Source organism: Ruegeria sp. CDSB029 (assembly GCF_059611125.1).
In genome coordinates, this window is record NZ_JBXWOX010000005.1 from 45,887 (window position 1) to 68,258 (window position 22,372).

18 protein-coding genes are annotated in these 22,372 nt (G+C 55.3%); 9 read left to right on the plus strand and 9 right to left on the minus strand.

Annotated elements, in window-relative coordinates:
- Positions 1-196 precede the first annotated feature (196 nt).
- Both AC2FI8_RS07670 and AC2FI8_RS07675 read right to left on the minus strand, forming a co-directional pair.
- Positions 197-2,746, minus strand: a complete 2,550-nt coding sequence (locus AC2FI8_RS07670) for a DUF3857 domain-containing transglutaminase family protein (protein ID WP_496778217.1) — start codon at positions 2,744-2,746, stop codon at positions 197-199.
- Between the two features lie 194 nt (positions 2,747-2,940).
- Positions 2,941-3,846 (minus strand): hypothetical protein, encoded by a 906-nt coding sequence (locus tag AC2FI8_RS07675; RefSeq protein WP_496778219.1) that lies wholly within the window; start codon positions 3,844-3,846, stop codon positions 2,941-2,943.
- A 769-nt stretch (positions 3,847-4,615) separates the two neighbouring features.
- Between AC2FI8_RS07675 and AC2FI8_RS07680 the strand changes: the two genes are divergently transcribed.
- The gene (locus AC2FI8_RS07680) at positions 4,616-7,408 is read left to right on the plus strand and encodes a bifunctional aconitate hydratase 2/2-methylisocitrate dehydratase (protein WP_496778221.1); all 2,793 of its coding nucleotides are present in this window, start codon (positions 4,616-4,618) and stop codon (positions 7,406-7,408) included.
- Positions 7,409-7,445: 37 nt separating this feature from the next.
- On the opposite strand, the gene AC2FI8_RS07685 is transcribed toward AC2FI8_RS07680, so the two are convergent.
- The 6 genes from AC2FI8_RS07685 to AC2FI8_RS07710 form a co-directional block, all read right to left on the minus strand.
- Entirely contained in the window at positions 7,446-8,378 is a 933-nt protein-coding gene (locus AC2FI8_RS07685; protein ID WP_496778223.1) for a hypothetical protein, read from the minus strand.
- Positions 8,379-8,384: 6 nt separating this feature from the next.
- On the minus strand, positions 8,385-9,698 hold the full coding sequence (locus tag AC2FI8_RS07690) for a TRAP transporter large permease (RefSeq protein ID WP_496739015.1): 1,314 nt from the start codon (positions 9,696-9,698) through the stop codon (positions 8,385-8,387).
- Positions 9,699-9,702: 4 nt separating this feature from the next.
- A complete protein-coding gene (locus AC2FI8_RS07695) occupies positions 9,703-10,236 on the minus strand; it encodes a TRAP transporter small permease (protein WP_496734651.1) in 534 nt (177 codons plus the stop codon).
- 68 nt (positions 10,237-10,304) lie between these two features.
- Complete coding sequence (locus AC2FI8_RS07700) at positions 10,305-11,282, minus strand: TRAP transporter substrate-binding protein (RefSeq protein WP_496778224.1); 978 nt, start codon at positions 11,280-11,282, stop codon at positions 10,305-10,307.
- Between the two features lie 52 nt (positions 11,283-11,334).
- A complete protein-coding gene (locus AC2FI8_RS07705) occupies positions 11,335-12,585 on the minus strand; it encodes an NAD(P)/FAD-dependent oxidoreductase (RefSeq protein WP_496778226.1) in 1,251 nt (416 codons plus the stop codon).
- Positions 12,582-13,715 carry an enolase C-terminal domain-like protein gene (locus AC2FI8_RS07710; protein WP_496778228.1) on the minus strand — a complete coding sequence of 378 codons (1,134 nt, stop codon included), beginning with the start codon at positions 13,713-13,715 and terminating at the stop codon, positions 12,582-12,584. The genes AC2FI8_RS07705 and AC2FI8_RS07710 overlap by 4 nt, the downstream gene beginning before the upstream one ends.
- A 99-nt stretch (positions 13,716-13,814) precedes the next feature.
- On the opposite strand from AC2FI8_RS07710, the gene AC2FI8_RS07715 reads away from it, so the two are divergent.
- A complete protein-coding gene (locus tag AC2FI8_RS07715) occupies positions 13,815-14,735 on the plus strand; it encodes a LysR family transcriptional regulator (protein WP_496778230.1) in 921 nt (306 codons plus the stop codon).
- Here the strand turns inward: AC2FI8_RS07715 and AC2FI8_RS07720 are convergent.
- Positions 14,696-16,390, minus strand: coding sequence for a thiamine pyrophosphate-binding protein (locus tag AC2FI8_RS07720; protein ID WP_496778232.1), 1,695 nt, complete (start codon positions 16,388-16,390; stop codon positions 14,696-14,698). The genes AC2FI8_RS07715 and AC2FI8_RS07720 overlap by 40 nt on opposite strands.
- 109 nt (positions 16,391-16,499) lie before the next feature.
- On the opposite strand from AC2FI8_RS07720, the gene AC2FI8_RS07725 reads away from it, so the two are divergent.
- The 7 genes from AC2FI8_RS07725 to AC2FI8_RS07755 all read left to right on the plus strand — a co-directional run bounded on the left by AC2FI8_RS07725 (position 16,500) and on the right by AC2FI8_RS07755 (position 22,362).
- Positions 16,500-17,204: a GntR family transcriptional regulator gene (locus tag AC2FI8_RS07725; protein ID WP_496778234.1), complete on the plus strand. Its 705-nt coding sequence runs from the start codon at positions 16,500-16,502 to the stop codon at positions 17,202-17,204.
- A complete protein-coding gene (locus AC2FI8_RS07730) occupies positions 17,201-17,920 on the plus strand; it encodes an aspartate/glutamate racemase family protein (protein WP_496778236.1) in 720 nt (239 codons plus the stop codon). The genes AC2FI8_RS07725 and AC2FI8_RS07730 overlap by 4 nt, the downstream gene beginning before the upstream one ends.
- A 130-nt stretch (positions 17,921-18,050) precedes the next feature.
- Entirely contained in the window at positions 18,051-18,749 is a 699-nt protein-coding gene (gene queC, locus AC2FI8_RS07735; RefSeq protein WP_496778238.1) for a 7-cyano-7-deazaguanine synthase QueC, read from the plus strand.
- Entirely contained in the window at positions 18,749-19,102 is a 354-nt protein-coding gene (gene queD, locus AC2FI8_RS07740) for a 6-carboxytetrahydropterin synthase QueD (protein ID WP_496721555.1), read from the plus strand. Before queC ends, queD begins: the two co-directional genes overlap by 1 nt.
- On the plus strand, positions 19,099-19,800 hold the full coding sequence (gene queE, locus AC2FI8_RS07745; RefSeq protein WP_496778240.1) for a 7-carboxy-7-deazaguanine synthase QueE: 702 nt from the start codon (positions 19,099-19,101) through the stop codon (positions 19,798-19,800). Before queD ends, queE begins: the two co-directional genes overlap by 4 nt.
- Positions 19,801-19,816: 16 nt before the next feature.
- Complete coding sequence (queF, locus tag AC2FI8_RS07750; protein ID WP_496724662.1) at positions 19,817-20,281, plus strand: preQ(1) synthase; 465 nt, start codon at positions 19,817-19,819, stop codon at positions 20,279-20,281.
- 224 nt (positions 20,282-20,505) lie between these two features.
- Positions 20,506-22,362: an SLC13 family permease gene (locus tag AC2FI8_RS07755; protein ID WP_496778522.1), complete on the plus strand. Its 1,857-nt coding sequence runs from the start codon at positions 20,506-20,508 to the stop codon at positions 22,360-22,362.
- Positions 22,363-22,372: the final 10 nt, after the last annotated feature.

The window sequence follows — 22,372 nt, forward strand, 5'->3', positions numbered from 1 at the left end:
TGCATCTTTGGTGCCCAAACAAAAGCTACAGGTGCTGAAACCTGAGCCGCCTGCAAAACGGTCCAACTACTGAGGAATATCGCAGGCGTCAGAAATCTGCCCCCCGAAATCGGGGGCAAATTGCTAGGTAATATTCACAAGTAGAGTGAAAAACGACGCGGTGGGTTCATCAGTTTTTAGCCCAACAGTAGCGGCGTCAGGGTGCGCAACCCTCACGCTCTTCTTGCTTGGCTTTCGCGGCAAGCACCTCCGCTCGTATTCCCCGTCGAAAGAAAAACAGCATGAGCATTGCAACTATCAAGAAGATTGGGAAAATCATCAACTGCGTTGCATTCAGCCCCATGTATATCGGTTTTTCTTCCACGACTTCAAATAGCCGACGATGCAAGTAGACGTAGTACCCATCGTTATTGTCCACGTAATCTTCGGCTTCTCGCCATGCCTCTTCGTCACCTGGCTTAAGCGTTGTTTGTTTTGTTTTGAGATTCCACTGGTATGTCCAGTTTGCCCCCGCCTCATCCCACTCGCCGCCGGTCTCGAATTTAATAAAGTCATTTTCGAACTCAAGCGAACTGGGCTTTTTGATTGGGGCGGGAACATTGCGCATCACGATCTTATGGACGTTGTGCATCGGAGCGTTTACGCGAGATTGCCCTTCAAGCACCTCATCGTCATCAAATTCATAAAGCTCGTCCGAAATAGCGTAGCCATAATGGTTCAGTTTGTTCCAAAGTTCCTTTTCTTCAAACCCCTCGCGCGGCAACGTGTAGCGCTGGACGAGCTGAAAAACATTGGCGTCCAGATCATCCTCAATGATCATTACCTCTGAGTGCGTGGCTCCGGGAAACCGTTTGGCGTACCACTTTTCATATTGCTTGCGCCGGTCTTCCATGTCCTCGCCGTCATAGCGCCAGCGCATGTTGTCCGCTTCGACACCCCGCCATGTGTCTGTAACATTGAGTACGGCGGCAATCGGGCCTTTATCCAAGAACACATATTCCTGTACAGCCTCTCGGGTCGGTTCATCAGAAAGATTCGTTACAACTTCAACAAGTCCGGTGCTGTCCTCTGCCAGTGGCAAGCCCCAGGCAAAATCCTTCAATGGGATCGCCCGACCTACGCCGCCTTGCAGTAGATCGGTTGCGTCAACAAACCAGTCACCTTGCGGATCGCGAACACGTACAATGGCGTGATCAAAGATAAACGGTGAAGGTAACATGCGCGGCAAAGCAAGCCCGATGTCGTGGTCGACGAGAACGACATCGGCCTCAATCTGCAAATAGGCCAGCATGGAAATCAGAAGAAGCGCCTTGTCTTTGCAATCGCCATATGCGCTCAGCCAGACTTCGTCGGGGGATCGAGGTATCCAGCCGCCTTCACCAATTGAAACGCTGAAATACCGGACCCGGTCCTGTACCAAACGCAAAGCTTGCGTCGCGCGCCATTGCGGATCTTCGGACTGCTCCAGCATTTCATCAAGCAGTTTGATCAGGTCACCGGGCAATAAGTCCGGTCTGGGTTTGTAGTCGCCGGTTAGTCCCTGAACGATCTGAAACCAATCCTGAAAGGTCGAGAGCTGCAACCCATCGTTGGAGACATCCCAATCATCCGCAGAGCGTGTGTTTCTGTCATCTTCTTCAGCCTTTTCCAAGGACCAACTCAAGATCGTCCTGCCGGCAGCCTCTTCGCGCTGAACATCGAACTCATCCGTATGGTTCAGCTCGAAACGCGTTGCAGCGGGCAAGTCAATGGACGTGCGCCTCTTTTCCCAACCCCAGTCTCTGAGCCCGTCTGATCGATAGTGAAACTGGTTTGGGAAAACGGGTGTGGTGGCAGTGATCGACCAGATCATTTCGACGGTGTCACCAACACGAAGATCCGCGATCTGACCGAAAAACTCGATGTCGCCCAGCATCACACCTGAGCTGAGCTCTGGTTCGCGCCGGAGTTCTTCGAACGGCAAGTCGAGTTGATCTATCACTAAACCATCTCGGTGGATCTGCAATCGATGAAGAGTGGCACGCTCAAAATTCGGGTCCACCAGCAATTGGACCTCGCCATAAAGTTCCAGAGTTGAACGATCATGCACGGCAAAGAAGCTCTGCCTGACTCTTTGATATCCGTTGTTTTCGACTCGGATTTTTTCGTCGTGAATTGGAAGACTTACAGATGTATCAGCATGCAATGCCGCTTCTCGATCCCGCTGCGAAACCTCCTCGTGCCACTCAGGTAGGTTTTTGTCGCGTAGCAATTCTGCTGATGCAGGTTTGGCTCCAGCCAAATTAAACAAGCCCAGTATGACAAGAAAGACGATGACCCAAATTGCAATGTTGGCGAATGTGGATTGCCACCACTTCTTTTTCTCAACTTTCGGCGCAGCCGTTCGTTTGTTGTCTGACCATGGACCCAGCCCCTGAGACACTCTGTAGGCGGAAAGAAGATTTACCGCGGCGGGTATTTCTGGAACAACATGCAACTGATCATCCTTCGTTTCGACAATGGTCAGGTCATTTTCAATATGAACGGCACGAACCGCAGACCAATCGAGGCGCAATCGTTTACCTTCGCGCCAGATTTCAATGGCCGCCTTGTCGCAACTCACTGCCGTCGGCCCCCAATCGAAGCCTCGTAAAAGCCCGTGACGGTAATAGTGAAGATGGCGCAGTTTTGGCAGATAGGGCCAATCATTTACCGCTGCTGTGGTCATCGCGACAAACAGCAATATGACACCGATTTGATTAAACAACGGAAAACCCGCATCCAATGACTTCCCGGTCAACAAAACAATAAAGAGAAAAATAGAGAGACCCGAAATCCATGCATACGCCAAATAGTTGAAGACTGAGTCCAACCAGGCGGGACAGGGTGTCCCCAGTTTTTTGGATAGCCCTTCCAAGGCATGAAAGGCTGCGGTCGCGGATATATACTGGTGTTTGGCTTCTATCGGAGCGTTTTTGGGTCAAAACCGCTGGAATTCTTCGCCCTGCTTTCCTCTTTCACCTTCTTCACGAGCTCTCTGGCGTCTTCATCCGAAGGCATTGGAAGAAAAAACAATCCGTAGCTCGCTCTTTTCCAGATCACAAACCGCCCAACGTGAATTGGTTTTGATACATGTGAAAAATGCCAAGCCTCTGTCTGGTGGGCTTCAAATGCTTCGACGTAGTCTTTCTTGACAGTGTACTGCGTTTTGCCACCATGGAGTTCAGCCGCCCTGAGAATTACAGTCGCGCGGCCCCTCCAAACCGCCCATAGACTTCCAGCACTCAATGCGTGTGACCGCGCGAGAAAAAAACAAAATAGACCAAGCGGGATTGGAGCCCAGAGTTTGGCTCCAGCGGTGCTCAGGTCAAGCCCGGAATTCCAGGCCGCGACAAAGCCCCCCAGAAGCTCGGCTAGAAATATTACTGCCAGACATCCCACCGCTATTGCCAATAGAAGAAACTGCTTGAACCCTCTTCGCGCATCTAGCCGACACCGCTCAGAACGAACTTCGCTCGTCAGTTCGGTTTCAAGGGTCAGTATTGACGAATTGCTTGGTGCTGGCACCAGCTCCGAATGAATCGCGTTCACAATAGTATTTCCCAACAAATTCAATACTCGCCAAAAGATTGAACATTCATGGCAAAAATATGGTTCTGGTGTAGTGTCAGGCGTTGTTTTGACCTCTTGCAGCCCGCCATCAATTGCGGTTTCTCTCTCCACTCCAATTTGGTTGATCGCCGTAAAAATATAGAGCCAGCTGAAGTTCGCCCCCCCTTTTTCAGTTCCCGGTCGGTAACGTGGAAGGCGCGGACTCAGACAGTACGCATTCGTGCGTCGAGCGGCGAAGCTGTATGGAGAGCCCATTTCGACCAATGCTGTGCACTGTAAGAACGACATTTATTGGTGAAATCGAACGTAATCGCTTTGTGAAGGCTCAATGATCGACCGTACGGGAGTTTGCCGCTAGTTGCGACTGGCGTGACTGTACGCACCGTTGCATGCAGTCAACAACGCGGTTCCGAGCATCGCCCAAATGCTGACCCGCGCACCGACTACGACGAACCTGATGCCAACGCTTATGCCACGCTAACCACACCATCAAAGTTGAGTTAATGGAAACAGCCGAATTACTGATGAACAACGTGAACGTTCGTGTTGAGGTACATGTTATTCCGATGCAGGATACGGATCGCTTCGGCGGCTTTACGGAAGCCTTTGCCCGTTCGTAGGAAGGTGCATCGATGGATCACATACAGCCGCGTGGCTCCACCCATCCGTTCTTCAAACCGCGAGCTTTCGACCAAAACGTCGAGATTGTGCAGGGATCAACGTGTGATCCATGCCGTCGTCGCGAATGAAATTTTGGTGGCCCGCAGGCGCTCTATCAAACGGCACAATTGAAAGCACCAAGCCCCGGCCCTTAGGTTCCAGCGAGTTTAGGAAAAGGCTAGGTTTGTATTTGCGACCGTTGGTCAAGGTTGGAACCAAGCATAGAAGTATACAGTACCTGCAAATTTCCACGGTGGCACCTTGAAACCTCCGCAACAAATGTATACCGGTGCATACAAGTACGATCGAGCGAGTTGCCCCACGCCTCTCAACATCAGCAGATTCACACAAAGCGGAAACAGCCATGAGCCAGTATTCAGATTACTTGGATGAAATTGAAACGCGCAAAGAACAAGGGCTTAGCCCAAAACCCATCGACGATGGTGCGCTGGTCGAGGAAATCATCGAACAAATCAAGGATACCGGTCATCCGCATCGTGCAGATTCGTTGCACTACCTGATTTACAACACGTTGCCTGGCACAACCAGTGCTGCGGGTGCGAAGGCAACGTTCCTGAAGTCCGTCATCGTCGGCGAGGTAACTGTTGAGGAAATCTCGCCCGAATTCGCGTTCGAACTGCTGTCCCACATGAAGGGCGGACCTTCGGTTGACGTGCTTCTGGATGTTGCACTGGGCGACAAGCAAGACATAGCGGTTCAGGCGGGCGAGGTTCTGAAAACTCAGGTCTTTCTGTATGAGGCGGACACGGACCGTCTGAAAGCTGCCTATGAGGCGGGCAACAAGATCGCTGCGGATCTCCTTGAGAGCTACTCCAAGGCTGAATTTTTCACCAAGCTGCCTGATGTGGACGAGGAAATCCAAGTTGTCACATATATTGCAGCCGAGGGTGACATCTCCACTGACCTTCTGTCGCCGGGTAATCAGGCGCATTCGCGTTCCGACCGCGAGTTGCATGGCAAATGCCTGATTTCCGAGGCCGCACAAAAAGAGATTGAAGCGCTGAAGCTGCAGCACCCCGACAAGCGCGTGATGCTGGTTGCGGAAAAAGGCACTATGGGTGTTGGTTCGTCGCGGATGTCGGGTGTCAACAACGTGGCACTTTGGACCGGCAAGCAAGCCAGCCCTTACGTGCCTTTCGTCAATTTTGCACCTGTCGTGGCCGGCACAAACGGCATTTCGCCCATCTTTCTGACAACCGTGGGCGTCACCGGTGGTATCGGTGTCGACCTGAAGAACTGGGTCAAGAAAGTGGACGAGGATGGCAAGGCGATCCTCAACAACGATGGCAACCCGATTTTGGAACAGCGCTATTCGGTTGAGACCGGCACCGTGCTAACCATCAACACGAAAAAGAAAAAGCTCTATAGCGCGGATGGCAGTGAAGAACTGGTCGACATGGCCGGTTCGTTCACCCCGCAAAAGATGGAGTTCATGAAAGCCGGCGGCTCTTATGCCATCGTCTTTGGCAAGAAACTGCAGACATTTGCATGTGAGACGCTGGGCATCGGGCTGAAATCGGCCTTCGCCCCTGCGAAGGAAGTCAGCCATGAAGGTCAGGGGCTAACGGCCGTCGAAAAGATCTTTAATGCCAATGCGCGCGGTGCGACCCCGGGCAAAGTGTTACATGCCGGCTCTGACGTGCGCGCCAAAGTCAATATCGTGGGCTCTCAGGACACCACCGGTCTGATGACCAGTCAGGAGCTTGAGGCCATGGCGGCGACCGTCCTGTCGCCCAGCGTCGATGGCGCCTATCAATCTGGCTGTCATACTGCCTCGGTTTGGGATCTCAAGGCGCAGGCCAACACCCCGCGCTTGATGGCGTTCATGCACAAGTTCGGCCTGATCACCGCGCGTGATCCCAAGGGCGTGTACCACGCGATGACAGACGTTATTCACAAGGTGCTCAACGACATCACTGTGGATGACTGGGCCATCATCATCGGCGGCGACAGCCACACGCGGATGTCCAAAGGCGTGGCCTTTGGCGCGGACTCGGGCACGGTTGCGCTGGCGCTGGCCACGGGTGAGGCGACTATGCCGATCCCGGAATCCGTCAAGGTGACCTTCAAGGGCGAAATGGCCCCGCACATGGATTTCCGCGACGTGGTGCACGCGACGCAAGCTCAGATGCTGGCGCAGCACGGCGACAATGTTTTCCAGGGCCGCATCATCGAGGTTCATATCGGTACGCTTCTGGCGGACCAGGCCTTTACCTTCACCGACTGGACGGCCGAGATGAAGGCCAAGGCGTCGATCTGTATCTCAAACGATGATACGCTGATTGAATCGCTGGAAATCGCCAAGTCGCGGATCAAGATCATGATCCAAAAGGGCATGGATAACGATGTTCAGATGCTGCAGGGCCTGATCGACATTGCGGACAAACGTATCGCCGAAATTCGCTCGGGCGAAAAACCGGCTCTGCGTCCAGATGACAACGCCAAATACTTTGCCGAAGTCGTCGTGGATCTGGATCAGATCGTCGAACCGATGATAGCCGACCCGGATGTGAACAATGCCGACGTGTCCAAGCGTTATACCCACGACACGATCCGCCCGATCTCATACTATGCGGCCGAAAAGAAGGTTGATCTGGGCTTTGTGGGCTCCTGCATGGTGCACAAGGGTGACATCAAGATCGTGGCCCAGATGTTGCGCAATCTCGAAGACGAGTATGGCAAAGTCGAGTTCAAGGCCCCGCTTGTTGTTGCTGCACCGACGTACAACATCGTTGATGAGCTGAAAGAAGAAGGTGATTGGGCAATTCTGCAGAAGTATTCAGGCTTTGAATTCGATGACCTGTTCCCCAAGCAAACCGCTCGGACTGAGTACGAGAATATCCTCTATCTTGAACGCCCGGGCTGTAACCTTTGCATGGGCAACCAGGAAAAAGCTGCCAAAGGCGACACCGTTCTGGCCACGTCCACCCGTCTGTTCCAAGGCCGTGTTGTAGCGGACAGTGAGACAAAGAAGGGTGAATCCCTTCTGGGTTCAACTCCGGTTGTTGTTCTGTCAGCCATTCTGGGTCGTACGCCGACGCTGGAGGAATATAAGGTCGCGGTCGAAGGCATCGACCTAACCAAATTTGCACCACCGATGGAAGTACCTGGTACTGCCCGCTCGGTGCATTTCTAATACAAAAGCGGGTGCGGCGAATGTTGTCGCGCCCGCTTTACCCCAACCTGCCCGACGCTTGGTAAAAACGGCGCATTACAATGGGTGTCAGGTACATCGGGATCTGATAGGCCCCGATAAACACCAAAAGTGGCGCCGTTACCTCGGGTGGCAACGCAATCAGGAAAATCGCGACATTCCGGTTTCCGGCGACAATGGATAAAGCGGTGGCTTTGTCGGCAGCCACTCGGTTGCGTGTCAGAAAAAACATCGCCAGTTGCGCGCCGAAATTGGCCAGACAAGCGATCCCGACCCAAAAAATCGCAAGACCGGGGTCAACAAGAGCTGTCGAGGTCACTGACGGCATCAAGCCGATCACAAATACGGCGAGTGTGATTGTTGCCAACCCTTCTAAATTTTTTAGCGTGGTTTGGGATGGGTTTCTCATAAACGCGAGGCGCAACAACACGGCTGCAACAGTCGCCCCCGCAATCGTCACAAACAGACGCAAGACGGCGATCAGAACGGATTGAAAGTTTCCCAACTCGGGCATCAGAACGAATATGGGAAACACGGTCAACGGCAATACGGCGGTCCCGATCACCATCAGGCGCATGGCGTGTTCTGCCGGATGTCCCATCATCAGGCACATGTTGGCACTTCCCGAGATAGACGGAGCCGCGGCCATGATCAGCAGAGACAAAAAGACCGGCGTACCGGTCCACCCACCGATTATGCCAATAGTCACAACTAGTAGCGGTAAAACCAGCTGGAATGCGATCACTGTGTTTGCCACCTGACGTAAATCGACCAAGGACCCCAACAACAAAGCAGGCTCAATTCTAAGGACCGTCAGAAACAGCAGTAGTGCGACAAGCGGCGGCAATACTGCCCGCATCGGCTCGGCCAGCGCAGGCAGCAGCAATCCGGCGGCCAGCCCTGCGACCAGAACATAAGGACCGTTACGCGCCGCCAGATGAAGTGGGTTCAATGCCCCCTACCCGCCCGGGCTTTGCCTAAGGTTTTCCGGCAGCCATGTGGCCAGTTCCGGGAACCAGATCAGCACGAAGACCATCACCACCATGATCAGGAACATCGGAATAGCCGCGCGGGCGATATAGCTCATCTCATGGTTCGTCATGCCTTGCATCACAAACAGGTTGAAGCCGATTGGCGGTGTAATTTGCGCCATCTCAACGACAACCACGATGAAAATACCAAACCAGATGAGGTCGATACCCGCGTCCCGGATCATCGGTTCCACCACGGCCATGGTCAGCACGACCGAGGAGATACCATCAAGGAAACAGCCCAGAATGATGTAAAAGACCAGCAAAACCATCAACAGTTCGAAGCGCGTCAGCTCCCACCCTGCGATCAGATCAGCCAGACCCCGCGGCAGACCCGTGAACCCCATGGACAGAGACAGGAACGCAGCCCCAGCAAGGATCAGGGCGATCATCGCACTGGTCCGGGTGGCCCCCATCAGGCTTTCGGTGAAGGTCTTCCAGGTCAGCGACCCCTGTCCCGCTGCAAGCAGCAGACCACCGATCACGCCAAATGCGGCGGCTTCGGTCGCGGTGGCATAGCCCAGATACATCGACCCGATCACCACCATGATCAGCAGGATTACGGGCAACAAGAAGCGAGAGTTCTTGAGCTTTTCAGAAAAGCTCAGCTTATCTTCGCTGTTTGGGTTCCAGTCTTTCCCGAATTTCGAATAAATTGCGACGTATCCCATGAACATCGTCGCAAGCACCAAGCCGGGCAGAATGCCTGCAAAGAACAGCTTGGTGATCGATTCATTGATAGTCACACCATAGACGATCAACGTCAAAGAGGGCGGGATCATCAGGCCCAGTGTCGCAGCGCCGGTCAGCGTACCAATTATCATCCGTTCGGGGTAGTTGCGTTTCCTCAGTTCCGGGATCGACATTTTACCCACAGTCGTCAGCGTGGCGGCTGACGACCCAGAAACAGCGGCAAACACCGTGCAGCCGACAATGTTGGTGTGCACCAAACCACCGGGCAAAGGTGCCATCCAAGGCGAAAGTCCCTTGAACATATCTTCGGATAATCGCGTTCGATACAGGATTTCGCCCATCCAGATGAACATCGGCAGCGCGGTCAGTGTCCATGACGATGAGGCCGACCAGATGGTCGTGATCATCACGTCTCCGACAGGGCGTGTCGTGAAAAGCTCCATCCCGACCCACGCGACGCCCATAAGGGCAAGGCCAACCCAGACACCGGTGCCAAGCAGAGTGAAAAGAACAAAGAGGAAGAGGATGATGACTGATACGTTTTCCATGCTCTCACTCCCCGTGGCTCTGATCGGCCAGATCACGGACGATGCGGTGATCGCCCTTAAAAACGACGTGGATCAGATGATCGGTCAGGGCGATTGCAAGGATGACTGCGCCAATCAGCATTGTTGACTGCGGAATCCAAAGCGCGGTTTTGTCCTGTCCCTGGCTAACATCGTTGAATTTCCAGCTCCAGTAAACAAAGCGGTAGGCGTACCAGCAAAAGTACCACATTACCGCCGCGCCCACTGTAAAACACCATATTTCAAGGATGCGGCGCACCCGGTCGGGGACCGCATTCAGCAGGATCGACACGCGAATGTGGCTGCCTCGGTTCAGCGCATTGGCAAAGGCCAGAAAGGACGCGGCAGCCATGGCATAGCCCGCATAGTCGGGCGCGCCCGGGAAAACCTCTCCGGTCCAGCGGGCCAGCATTTGCACAACGATCAGCACCAAAATAGCAATCAGGCTAAGTGCTGCCAGAACCCCTGCTGCCTGATAAATGAAATCCAATACGGACCTGAGCCCTCGTAGTGCCGCCATGCTGTCCCCACTATTAGTTATTCTATGGAAACGGGCGGCAGGTTGATCCGCCGCCCATCTTTGGCCAATTACTGAGACGAATTGAACGCATCGACGATGGCCTTGCCTTCGTCGCCTGCGGCTTCAAGCCACTCATTGGTCATAGTGACACCGATCTCTTTCAACTCGTTGGTCATCTGCTCGGACGCCGGACCGACTGTCATGCCGCCGTCACGTAGGCCTTGCAGGGTAAATCCGGTGTATTCCTTGGCGCGCCAATTGCCGGCATATTCAGCAAGCTCTGCACAGCCCTTGATGACGTTCTTGTTGGCATCAGAAACACCAGCCCAGATGTCTGAGTTGACCATGACGTAGTTGCGTGGCAGCCACGCGTCCACTTCGTAGAAATAATTCAGGCTTTCCCATACTTTGCGGTCATACCCGGTCGAACCCGACGACACCATCGAGTCCGCGACACCAGTGGCAAAAGCCTGGCTGATTTCAGCGGCTTCGATTGTCACAGGCAGCATGCCGGTCAGTTCCGCCAAACGCGACGTGGCATTGTTGTAAGACCGGAACTTGATGCCTTCCATGTCGGCGACCGAGTTCACCTCGTCTTTAAAGTACAGTCCTTGCGGCGGCCATGGCACGGCGTAAAGCAACGTCAGGTTCTGTTCGGCCAGCAGACTTTCAATCGAAGGTCTTGCGGCCTCCCAAAGTTTGGCGCTGTCATCGAATGACGTTGCCAGGAATGGGATTGAGTCGAACCCAAACAGCGCGTTTTCATTCTGGTGACCGGACAACAGACGCTCGCCAATCGGTGCTTGACCGGTCTGAATGGCACGTTTGATGTCGGCGCCTTTGAACAGCGACCCGGACGGATGCGTGACGATTTCAACCTCGCCCCCGGTGCCTGTGGTCACGCATTTGGCAAATTCGGCACCCGTGGCCGAGTGGAAGTTCGATGCCGAATACGCCATGGGCATATCCCATTTCTCGGCCATCGCCGGTGCGGATGCTGCGGCTGTCAAAGCGGTTGCCGCCAGAAGGCTTGTCAATTTCTTCATCTTTTTCTCCCTGTTTAATTTTGTTTTGCCGGCTTGTGTTACCGGACATTTCTTAAGTCGCGTAGCGAGACGGCGCATAGACGCTCATGTCTGCGTTTGGGGTCCTGCCCGCGATCATCTGCGCCAGCAGACGTCCTGTTTTTGGCCCGCCTGTCAGACCGATATGATGGTGGCCAAACCCCATAAATGCTCCGTCAATTCCCGGCACTTCGCCGATGATCGGGATCGAGTCTGCCGGTGCGGGCCGGTGCCCCATCCATTCTACTTCGTCCTTCCATGTCACGCCCGGAAAGGCCGCCCGGGCATTCTTGCGCATCAGTTCGAACGGCGCCCTCGAAGGCGGCGCGTCCAGCCCGCCGAATTCGACAATCCCGGCCAGCCGAATGCGGCCATCCATCGGCGTGGCAACGAACTTGCCCGAAGCAACCATAACCGGACTTTTCGGCATCGCGGAAGGTTCCACCAATTCAAGATGATAACCACGTTCTGTCTCCAGTGGAACAGAAACGCCCAATTTGCTGGCCAAAGGCCCGGACCAGACGCCCGCAGTGACAATGGCAGTGTCACAAGCAATTGTCTCACCAGCGGTCCGCACGCCGGTGACCTTGCCGTTATCGTGTACGACATCTTCAACAGCAGCACGGATGACCCTGCCGCCGTTGACCTCAACATGTGCGGCGAGGTCTTTCACGTACCGCCCGGGATCGGTAATGTGTCCGTGATCGGAAAGTTTGGCAGCAAACCCGATATCTTTGCTGTAGATCGGGTCGTAGGCGTGGAACGCGGCACCCTCTAGTTCTTCCCACTTGAACCCGTGCTTGCGCCGAACACCCCAACCAAAGGCATCGCTTTCGAAATGCTGGCGGTTTTCGTAGAGGAACAGGTAGTCGGATGGCACAATCCATTTCTCGGCCCCCGTACCCTGAGCCAGGGCCTGATGATCGTTTAGGCTGTCTCCGACAATGGGGGTTAGCGCGGCTGCTATACGTTTAACGTCGCTTGCGTTTGCGTGTTTCAGATAGCGTGTCAACCACGGTAAGAGCTTGGGTACATAGCCCCATTTCATGAACAAAGGCTGCGACGGGTCAAACAGCATCCTGGGCGCTTTTTTCAAAAGCCCCGGCACCGTGACCGGAATAATCGAGCAAGAGGCCAGCACACCACCATTGCCATGCGAGGTGCCCTCTCCGGGGCCAGCCTTGTCGATCAGGATGACATCATGTCCGTCACGTTGCAGCCAGACGGCGGTTGAGACACCAACGATACCGGCACCTATAATGGCAATTGTCTTTTTCTCGCTCATGCCGCCACCGCTTTGGAAACAGCATAGTGGTTCAGCTTTGCCTCGTCCGGCTTCCCTCCAAGACCAGGTGTGTCGGGGACTATGACCTTGCCCCTTTTCACTTCGAAAGGCTCCTCAAGAATGTCTTCTGCCAAGAAGTAAGAGGCCTGATAAAACTCGCAGCCCAGCGTGATTTCCGGTGTGGCGGCGATCATGTGAGTGCCTGCCAGATGCGCCAGACCTGCCTCGAACATATCTCCGCCATAAGCACTCAGGCCGTGTGCGGCGGCCATGCGAGCGACTGTTTGCCCGCGCGTCAGTCCTCCGGACTTCATGATTTTGACCGAGACACCGTCGCAGATCCCTTCCCTTGCAACGCGTTCCATATCCTCGGGGCCAAAAACGCTTTCATCGGCCAGTAGCGGCACATCCGTCATTTGCCGTAGCTTCGCCATCATACCGTAGTGATGCGCGCGCACCGGCTGTTCGATGAAATCAGGATTGAACGATGCCACGTCCCGCACCTGCGCCGGTGCGTCCTCGATTGACAGACCTTGATTGTAATCCACCCGCACAGAGAACTGTGGGTAATGCTTCGCCAAATACTCAAGCCGCATGATATCGAAAGCATGATCCTTGAACCCAGTCTTCAACTTCACGATCCGCACGCCGTCATCCTGCAAACGCGCCAGCAGATCGATATCCTGCGCAAAATCGGGGTTAGCGATAGAGCAACTGAGCGGGATCGCGTCGCGGCATTTCCCTCCCAACAAGGCCCAGACCGGAACGGCGCTGATCCTGCCCGTCAAGTCAAGCAATGCTGCTTCCAGCGCCGCTTTAGCCTCGGTGCAATGCGCAACCGCATATACAGCCCGCGCCATGATAGCGGCTCTATCAGCAACCCTCGCCCCCACCACCAACGGACGCAGATACCTATTCAATGCTGCGTAAGTCGCTTCGGGCGTTCCGGTGAATACGGACCAGGGTGAGGCTTCGCCATATCCCTGGCTACCATCCTCGGACGTCAGGCGCAGGACAACGACCTCGCACACGCCTTCGACAGATCCAATACCGTGGTCCCGGCGGGATGTGACGGGCAGTTCAAGGTGCCACAGGTCGTAGCCGATGATTTGTTGTGACAGATCGCCCATTCGTCCTCCCCAGCGGTAGGTGGAAGCCTGCCTTGACCTACATATCATTTCAAATACTATGTTTTCATAAGTCCATCATAAGAAATGATAGGTTAAGCTATGTCTCTGCGCTTTCGTCAGTTGCAGGCGTTCCACGCCATCATGGAAACGGGTACCGTAACAGGGGCCGCGTCGGTTCTGGGAATCTCGCAACCGGGTATCAGCAATCTGTTGGCCCAGCTGGAACGCGAGGCCCGGCTGCCCTTGTTCGAACGCAACAAAGGACGTCTTTTGCCGACGCCAGAGGCAGAGCTTTTGTATCGAGAGGTCGATACCGTGGTCCGCGGGCTGGACCATGTCGCGCAGGCCGTATCGGACCTGCAGAACAAGCATCCCGGGCAATTGCAGGTTGCTGCTCCCCATCTTCTTTCATTTGGTTTCATGCCGCGAGAGATTGCCCGTTTTGCCAAATCGCGCCCCAATCTGTCCGTCAGCTTTCAGTCTCAGTATTCTTCGAAAATACAGGAGTGGGTAACCTCGGGCTTGTTCGAGATCGGCATCGTCGAGATGCCAATACTCCATGACACGCTGAACTTTCAGGTCTTCCAATTTGAAACGATGGCTACGTTCCCCGAGGGTAGCCATTTGGCGACCCATGACGTTCTGACACCAGAGCTGTTGGAGAATGAGCCGTTCATCGTCATGGGCCCCGAACACCAAACCCATCGCAGAACCCGTGACATTTTTCAGACTGCAGAGCGTACCTGGCAGACGCGAATACACACGCATTTGTCGGAAAACCTGCTGAGCTTTGTCAAACAGGGTATGGGCGTCGCGATGATTGATCCGTTCACAGTGACCTTCGATGAAGAGGGCGGATATCAAACCCGCCCTTTCACACCGGCAGTCACGCTGGATCTTGCAATAATCACCGCCAAAGGACGCCCTTTATCGATGATTGCGCAAGAGTTTCTGGCCCAACTGACCCCGTCCATCGCGTCCTATGCCACCCATTCCGACACCGGTGCCGCAGCTTCGTGAAGCTGTTGTGAGTGAATGTCGACCAGCGTTGGGCCATCATGCTCGACAGCTTGTTTCAACACTTTGCGCAAATCGTCCGGGTCCTTCACCGTCCACGATTTGACCCCAAACGCCGAAGCAACAGCGGCGTGATCGGTCCGATTGAAGTCGACGTTGTAGTAACGCTGCCCAAAGCCTGCATCCTGACCCGCTTTGATCCAGCCAAATACCGAGTTCGAGAATACGATCGAGGTAATCGGCATCTTGTGCCGCACCATCGTTTCAAACTCACCGCAAGTGAATCCAAACGACCCATCCCCCATAACGGACAGTGTCTTGACCGATGGCCGACCCACATGCGCCCCCATGGCGGCACCCAATGAATACCCTAGCGCGCCATGCGCCCGGTTGGTGATGAAGTGCCGCCCCGGTTTGCGCCAGCGGTAATGGGCGCTGAAGTAGGGGCATGGGGTGCCCGGATCGGCGACGACAATCGCATCATCGTCCAGAATGTCTGCAAGAGCGGCCATAACGGCTTCGGGCCGGATCGGAGTTTCACGACTTGCCGCAAGCGGAGCGAACGCTTGCAACTTGGCCTCCCAGGCGGCACGGGCTTGGGCCGCTCCACCAAAGTCTGGCAGATCGTGTCGCGCTTTCAGCGACCGCGCCAAAGCCTCTAACGCCAAACGGGCATCGGCACAAATGGCGACTTCGGTCTGATAATTTGCACCGATCACCATTGGGTCGCTGTCTATTTGGATGATAGTGGCATCCCGCCCGGGGCTGCGCCAGCGTTCGGTCGTGACAGATCCCGCGCGGCATCCGACAAACACAACGACATCTGCCTGATCCACAACGGCGCGCGTGGCCGGAATACCACCGTTCGAGCCAACAACCCCCAAGGCCAGCGGGTCCGTTTCGGCAATGGAGCCCTGACCGGAAACTGTTGTGGCAACTGGGATATCCAGCAAGGTGGCAACACGGTGCAATGCCTTTTCGGCCCCGGAAAGAACCGGCCCACCGCCGCAAACGATGACTGCTGATTTGGCTTTGGCCAGGATATCCGCGGCCGCTTCAATGGCATCCAGATCCGGTCCAGCCCGTTCGGCGGGATAGCTGCGGTGGCGTGCATCCGCCCAAACCTCAGCTTCGTCCACCGGACTTTTCTGCGTATCAAAGGGCAGCGCCAGATGTGTGGCGCCTGGCGTTCCGGTCGTCATGGCACGAAACGCAGCCCGCACCATCGCAGGTAAACGCGAGGCGTCGTCCAGTGACGCATTCCACTTTGCCAGTGGCTTGAACAGTGCAGCCTGATCCAATTCGGTCAACGGGTATTTCCCGCGGCTTGTGGTTGCCACGTCAGAAGTGATCGCCAGAATGGGAACCGAGCTTTCGCTGGCCTCGACTACACCCGGCAGTATGTAGGTCGCCCCGCCTCCGGACGGGCCTTCGCAGACGCCCGGCTTGCCAGTAACGCGCGCATATCCGTCGGCCATGTAGGCGGCGTGACGTTCGTCCCGGGTTAGAATGTGCTGAATGCCATGATCCATCCGCGCCAAAGCGTCATAGAATGGCAGCGTTGTATCACCGCACAGGCCGAACATGTGTTTCACGCCGTGTGCTTCCAGCATGCGCACCATCGCCTCAGCACCTGTCAGATAGTTCGTCCCGGTCATCGCTGGTTTCCTTTGATTTCGATCTGCATGCAGAACTGTATACAGTTTTGTATATTGATTTCAAGAGCAGCCTGTGGCACGCCTTGGCAAACGGAAAAAGGCAGTACTTATGGCGGGTCCACGCGTTGACGACATCTATGATCAGGTAAAGGCGATGGCCGTCTCGTTTCACCTTCGGCCAGGTGATCGATTGAATGAAGTGGCACTATCGAAAAAATTGGGTGTCAGCCGAACCCCCCTGCGCGAAGCTTTAAACCGATTGGTGGCGGAGCGCTTATTCGACTTTCGCCCCGGTCAGGGGTTTTTCTGCCGCCCGCTCGACGCCCAGAGCGTGTTTGATCTGTTCGAATTGCGCCAAATCATCGAATCTGCTGCCGCGCGCAGTGCCTGCGACAAAGCGTCAGCCGCAGATCTACAAACAATTCGGGATGAGCTTTACGCGACCGGCATCGACATCACCGGCCTGACCGTCGAAGAAGCTGTCAGCAGAGACGAAGATTTTCATCTGGGCATTGCCAGGCTATCGGGCAACAACGAACTGGTGCAAACCCTGACCCGGATCAATGAACGCATCCGATATATCCGCTGGGTTTCCATGAGCTTGGATCGGGTTCAAAGCTCGAAAGACGAACATAAACGGGTCATGCAGGCCTTGCTGGATCGCGACGCGGATGAGGCCGCGCGCGTACTGGGTGCCCATATTTCCAAACGAATGGATCAGGTGCAGGACGCCGTGCGCCACGGGATATCCAGCATCTACATGGAAGGGTCCGAAGACATCTCGGCCCGCATTATCGAGGAGGCGCACGGATGATCGCCCAAGGTGGTAAATCCATTTACGGAGCGTCGGTGGGCATACTGATGCTGGACGCCCAATTCCCACGCATCCCCGGTGATATGGGAAATGCGCTGACATGGCCTTTTCCGGTGCTCTATCGCATTGTTCGGGATGCCTCGCCGGACCTGGTCGTTCGGCACCGGGCCGAGGGCATGTTGGACGCGTTCATTGATGCCGCGCGAGAACTGGTCAAGGACGGCGCAGACGGCATTACTACCAATTGCGGGTTTCTGTCCCTGTTTCAGAAAGAGCTGTCCGAGGCTGTACCGGTTCCGGTTGTGACCTCATCTTTGATGCAGGTGCAGATGGTGAACGGTATCCTTCCGGCCGGAAAACGCGTGGGAGTTCTGACCATTTCTGCCTCCACTTTGACCCGTGATCATCTGCGCTGTGCTCAGGTACCAGAAGACACACCCATCGGTTCCACCGAAGGTGGGCGCGAGTTTACCCGTGCGATACTGGGGAACGAACTTAGCCTGGATGTCGATAAGGCCCGTGCCGATAACATTGAAGCCGCCCTTGCCTTGCAATCCGAAAACCCTGACCTCGGCGCGATTGTGCTGGAATGCACGAATATGTGCCCATACGCGGCAGATATTCAGCGCGCTACCGGTTTGCCCGTCTTCTCGATTGTGACATTGGTCAGTTGGTTTCAAGCCGGACTTGTGCCGCCGCGCTTTCCCAATCCCTAAAGGGCGCGGCGGTCAGGCCTAAGGTCTCTTTTGCCCACCAATTCGTGCATTGCGCTTACCGGAAAAAGACCGTAAGCGATCCCGCCCGCCGGTCGCAGCCTACCCGGTTATCAAAACAAGGACTGAAAACATGAAAACTACATTGGTCTGCTCCGGCGGACTGGATTCCGTGTCGCTTGCCCATGTGCTGGCCGCGGAAGGAAACCTCTCGCGGCTTGTGTCTTTCGACTATGGCCAACGCCACACCAAAGAACTGACCTTCGCTGCCCTCTGCGCGCAGAGGCTGGACGTGCCCCATCACGTTATTGACCTGCGTTCTGTCGGGGCGTCGCTGACGGGCTCGGCCTTAACCGACGACGTGGACGTGCCCGACGGGCATTACGCAGAAGAGACGATGAAGGTCACGGTTGTCCCCAACCGCAATGCGATCATGCTGACCATCGCTTATGGTGTTGCAGCAGCGCAGGGGGATGATGCGGTGGCTGCTGCTGTGCATGGCGGCGACCATTTCATCTATCCCGATTGCCGCCCGGCATTCACAGATGCGTTTGACACCATGCAGCGCGCCGCGTTGGACGGCTACGCGGATGTAGTGCTGCATGTGCCATTCGTGCACCGCAGCAAAGCCGATATTGTCCGCGAGGGCGCGCGCGTGGACACCCCGTTCGATCAGACGTGGTCCTGCTACAAGGGCGGCGACTTACATTGTGGCCGATGCGGAACATGCGTTGAACGGCGCGAGGCGTTCGAGCTGGCCGGAGTGCCGGACCCAACCAAGTACGACGACGCCGAGTTCTGGAAATCTTCCATCGCAGGAGCAAGTGTCTGATGTACCGGATTACTAAGGAGTTCCACTTTTCCGCCTCACATCAGCTGACCCACTTGCCCGATGATCACCAATGTGCCCGGATGCACGGCCATAACTATATTGTCGTGGTCGAATTGGCCGGGCGCGATTTGAATACTGATGGGTTCGTGCGGGATTACCACGAGCTGAAACCGCTCAAGACCTATATCGACGATGAATTCGACCACCGGCACCTGAACAATGTGCTGAACGTCGTGTCGACCGCTGAAAACCTTGCGCGCCATTTCTTTGACTGGTGCGCGGCCCGCTGGCCCGAAACCGCTGCGGTGAAAGTGTCCGAAACGCCCAAGACATGGGCCGAGTATCGCCCATGACCCTTAGAATATCTGAAATATTCGGCCCCACGGTACAGGGCGAAGGCGCGCTGATCGGTCAGCCGACGGTATTTGTACGCTCGGGCGGATGCGATTTCCGGTGCAGTTGGTGCGACAGTCTGCACGCCGTCGACAGCGCCTATCGCCACGATTGGGCGGTAATGGAAACGCAGGCCGTCTGGTCTGAGGTTCAGCGTTTGACAGGCGGGCGGCCACTGACCGTGTCTCTGTCTGGCGGAAATCCCGCCATTCAGGATTTTGGCCCGCTGATCCGGCAGGGCAAAGCGGAAGGCTATGCCTTTGTATGCGAAACCCAAGGGTCAATCGCAAAGCCGTGGTTTTCCGACCTTGCTATGCTTGTTCTCAGCCCGAAACCCCCCAGCAGTGGCGAGGATATGGATTGGACGGCGTTTGACGCCTGCCTCAACGTGCGCCCTGCGCAAACTGTCCTCAAGATCGTGATCTTTGACGACACTGATTTTGACTGGGCACGCAGCGTAGCCGACCGGTATCCGGACCTTCCGCTTTACCTTCAACCCGGTAACCCGGAAACCGATCCGGCCAGCCCGGTTGATTTGACCAATGCCACCAGCCGTATGGAATGGCTGATCGACAAGACTTTGAATGCCGGTTGGTTCGCGCCTCGCATTCTGCCCCAGCTACACGTGCTGATCTGGGGCAACAAACGCGGCGTCTGACCGCAGGAGAGATAACATGACCGATAGTATCTACAGCAACCTCACCCAGTTGGGCGGAGACACCAAAATGCCAGCCAGCCCGGAAGAGGCGGTTCTGGAACGCGTGCAGAACCCACAGGCTGATGTGGATTACAACGTGCGCTTTACCGCGCCCGAGTTCACCTCGCTTTGCCCGATGACAGGCCAGCCGGATTTTGCCCATCTGGTGATAGATTACGTACCCGATCAATGGTTGGTGGAAAGTAAAGCGCTCAAGTTGTTTCTGGGCTCGTTCCGCAATCATGGCGCCTTTCACGAAGATTGCACCATCTCGATTGCCCGCCGGCTGCAAGAGTTTCTGGAGCCAAGGTGGCTGCGTATCGGAGGCTATTGGTATCCGCGCGGGGGCATTCCGATCGACGTGTTCTGGCAAACTGGCCCAATGCCCGAAGGCGTCTGGATCCCGGATCAGGGTGTGCCGCCTTACCGTGGGCGAGGTTGACCACGATGACTTGAGAGGCGTGAAGGCCCCTGCCTGACAAGCAATCAAAGGGCCCCCCGCACCGGTTTGATACGTGGCGCTTTGGCAGTGGTGGTAATTTTGTTTCGTCCAAGCTTGTGGTTTTGAAACATCATGACAATTCAGCGTTGATGGGTTAGATGTTCTTTTAATGTAAGAACGAATTCCTGGTGACGTTTGTGGAACAGGTGGCTTTTAACTTTGAGATGGGTGTCGTTTGCGCCCTTCTTGCCTTCACCGTATTTCTCTTTGTATCCGAAATCGTCAGAATTGACCTTTCTGCCATACTTGTTCTGGTCCTTATCGGCCTTCTCAGTTATGCGCCCGGGCTCGAAAAGCTCGCTGACGTGCCGCACCTGTTTGATGGATTTGCATCCAATGCGGTGATTTCCATTATCGCGGTCATGATCGTCGGCGCGGGCCTCGACAAGACCGGCATAATGAACAAAGTCGCCGCCGTTATTCTGAAATATGGCGGTACGTCCGAGAAACGCGTGCTGCCGATTATTTCGGGCACCGTAGGGGTCATTTCCTCGTTCATGCAGAACGTTGGGGCCGCCGCGCTATTCCTTCCGGTCGTCAGCCGAATATCTTCCCGATCAGGCATCCCGTTGTCGCGTTTGCTGATGCCTATGGGGTTCTGCGCCATCCTTGGCGGCACAATGACGATGGTCGGATCTTCGCCTCTTATCTTGCTGAACGATCTGATCCAATCGGCCAACAATGGCCTGCCCGAAGGTCAGAAAATGGAACAGTTCGGCCTGTTTTCTGTGACACCAATCGGGATTGTTCTGATCCTGACCGGCATCGCCTACTTTCTGCTGCTGGGTCGGTGGGTTCTGCCGGGTGATGAGGGATCGGAAAACACTGGGACCGGACAGGGAACGCAAGAGTATCTGCAACGTGTCTACGGCCTGAAAGCCGATGTTTTCGAAGTAATCGTTCCAGCCGAAAGCCCTTTGGTCGGGCAGATTTTGGCCGACATAAACCACGAAAACCACCTGTACATCATTTCGACATTCTATCGCGGAAAAACCTCAATGGTTCAGGTCCTGACGGCCGAAATTGCCGCGCCTTGCCGATTGGCGATCATTGGCCGGCGCTGGGTCGTAGAGGAGTTTGCGCAAAAATACGGGCTAACCGTCCTGCCGACGTTGGACATCTTTGTCGAAGAATTCGCACCAACAAATGCAGGCATTGCTGAAGTAGTCATAACACCCGACAGCAAGCTGATCGGGAAATGCCCACGTGAGTTATTGTTCCGCAAAACGTACGGCATGTCATTGCTTGCCATTCATCGCGGCGAGGAAACGCTCAGCCATGTTGAATCCGAAACGCACGAGTCCACTCAAATTGGGCTTGAGGAGTTTCACGCAGGCGACATGCTAGTGGCCCACACACGGTGGGACAACCTGATGCGGATCAAGCGCGATCCCGATTTTGTGGTCGTCACCACCGACTTCCCGCAAGACGAACTGCGCCCGCAAAAGGTCGGTTGGGCGCTGGGGTTCTTTGCCATTTCCCTGTCGATGATCCTGTTCACCGACATTCGTCTCTCTCTCTGCCTTTTGACGGGAGCCGCGGGAATGATGTTGTCTCGAGTGCTGAGCGTTGACGAAGCCTACCGGGCCGTTGGGTGGAATACGGTCTTTCTGCTCGCATGTCTTATTCCATTAGGTCAGGCCGTTCAGAATACCGGCACGGCAGCGTGGATCGCGCAGCAAATCATGATCATTCTGGATGGATGGCCGACCTGGTCCCTTCAGGCAGGCGTTGCGGTTCTGGCTACGGCGTTTTCGTTGGTGATGTCCAATGTCGGCGCCACCGTTCTGCTAGTGCCATTGGCCGTTTCAATTGCAGTGGCAGCTGGCGGAAATCCGGCTGTATTTGCCCTGACAGTTGCCATATCAACATCGAACAGCTTCATAATCCCGACCCATCAGGTAAACGCCCTGATCATGGGTCCTGCAGGGTATAAAGTCATGGACTTTGTGCGCTCAGGGGGGGTTATGACGATCCTGTTTCTTGTTGTTTCACTCCTTATGCTCAATTTGCTGTACTGACCGCTTCGAT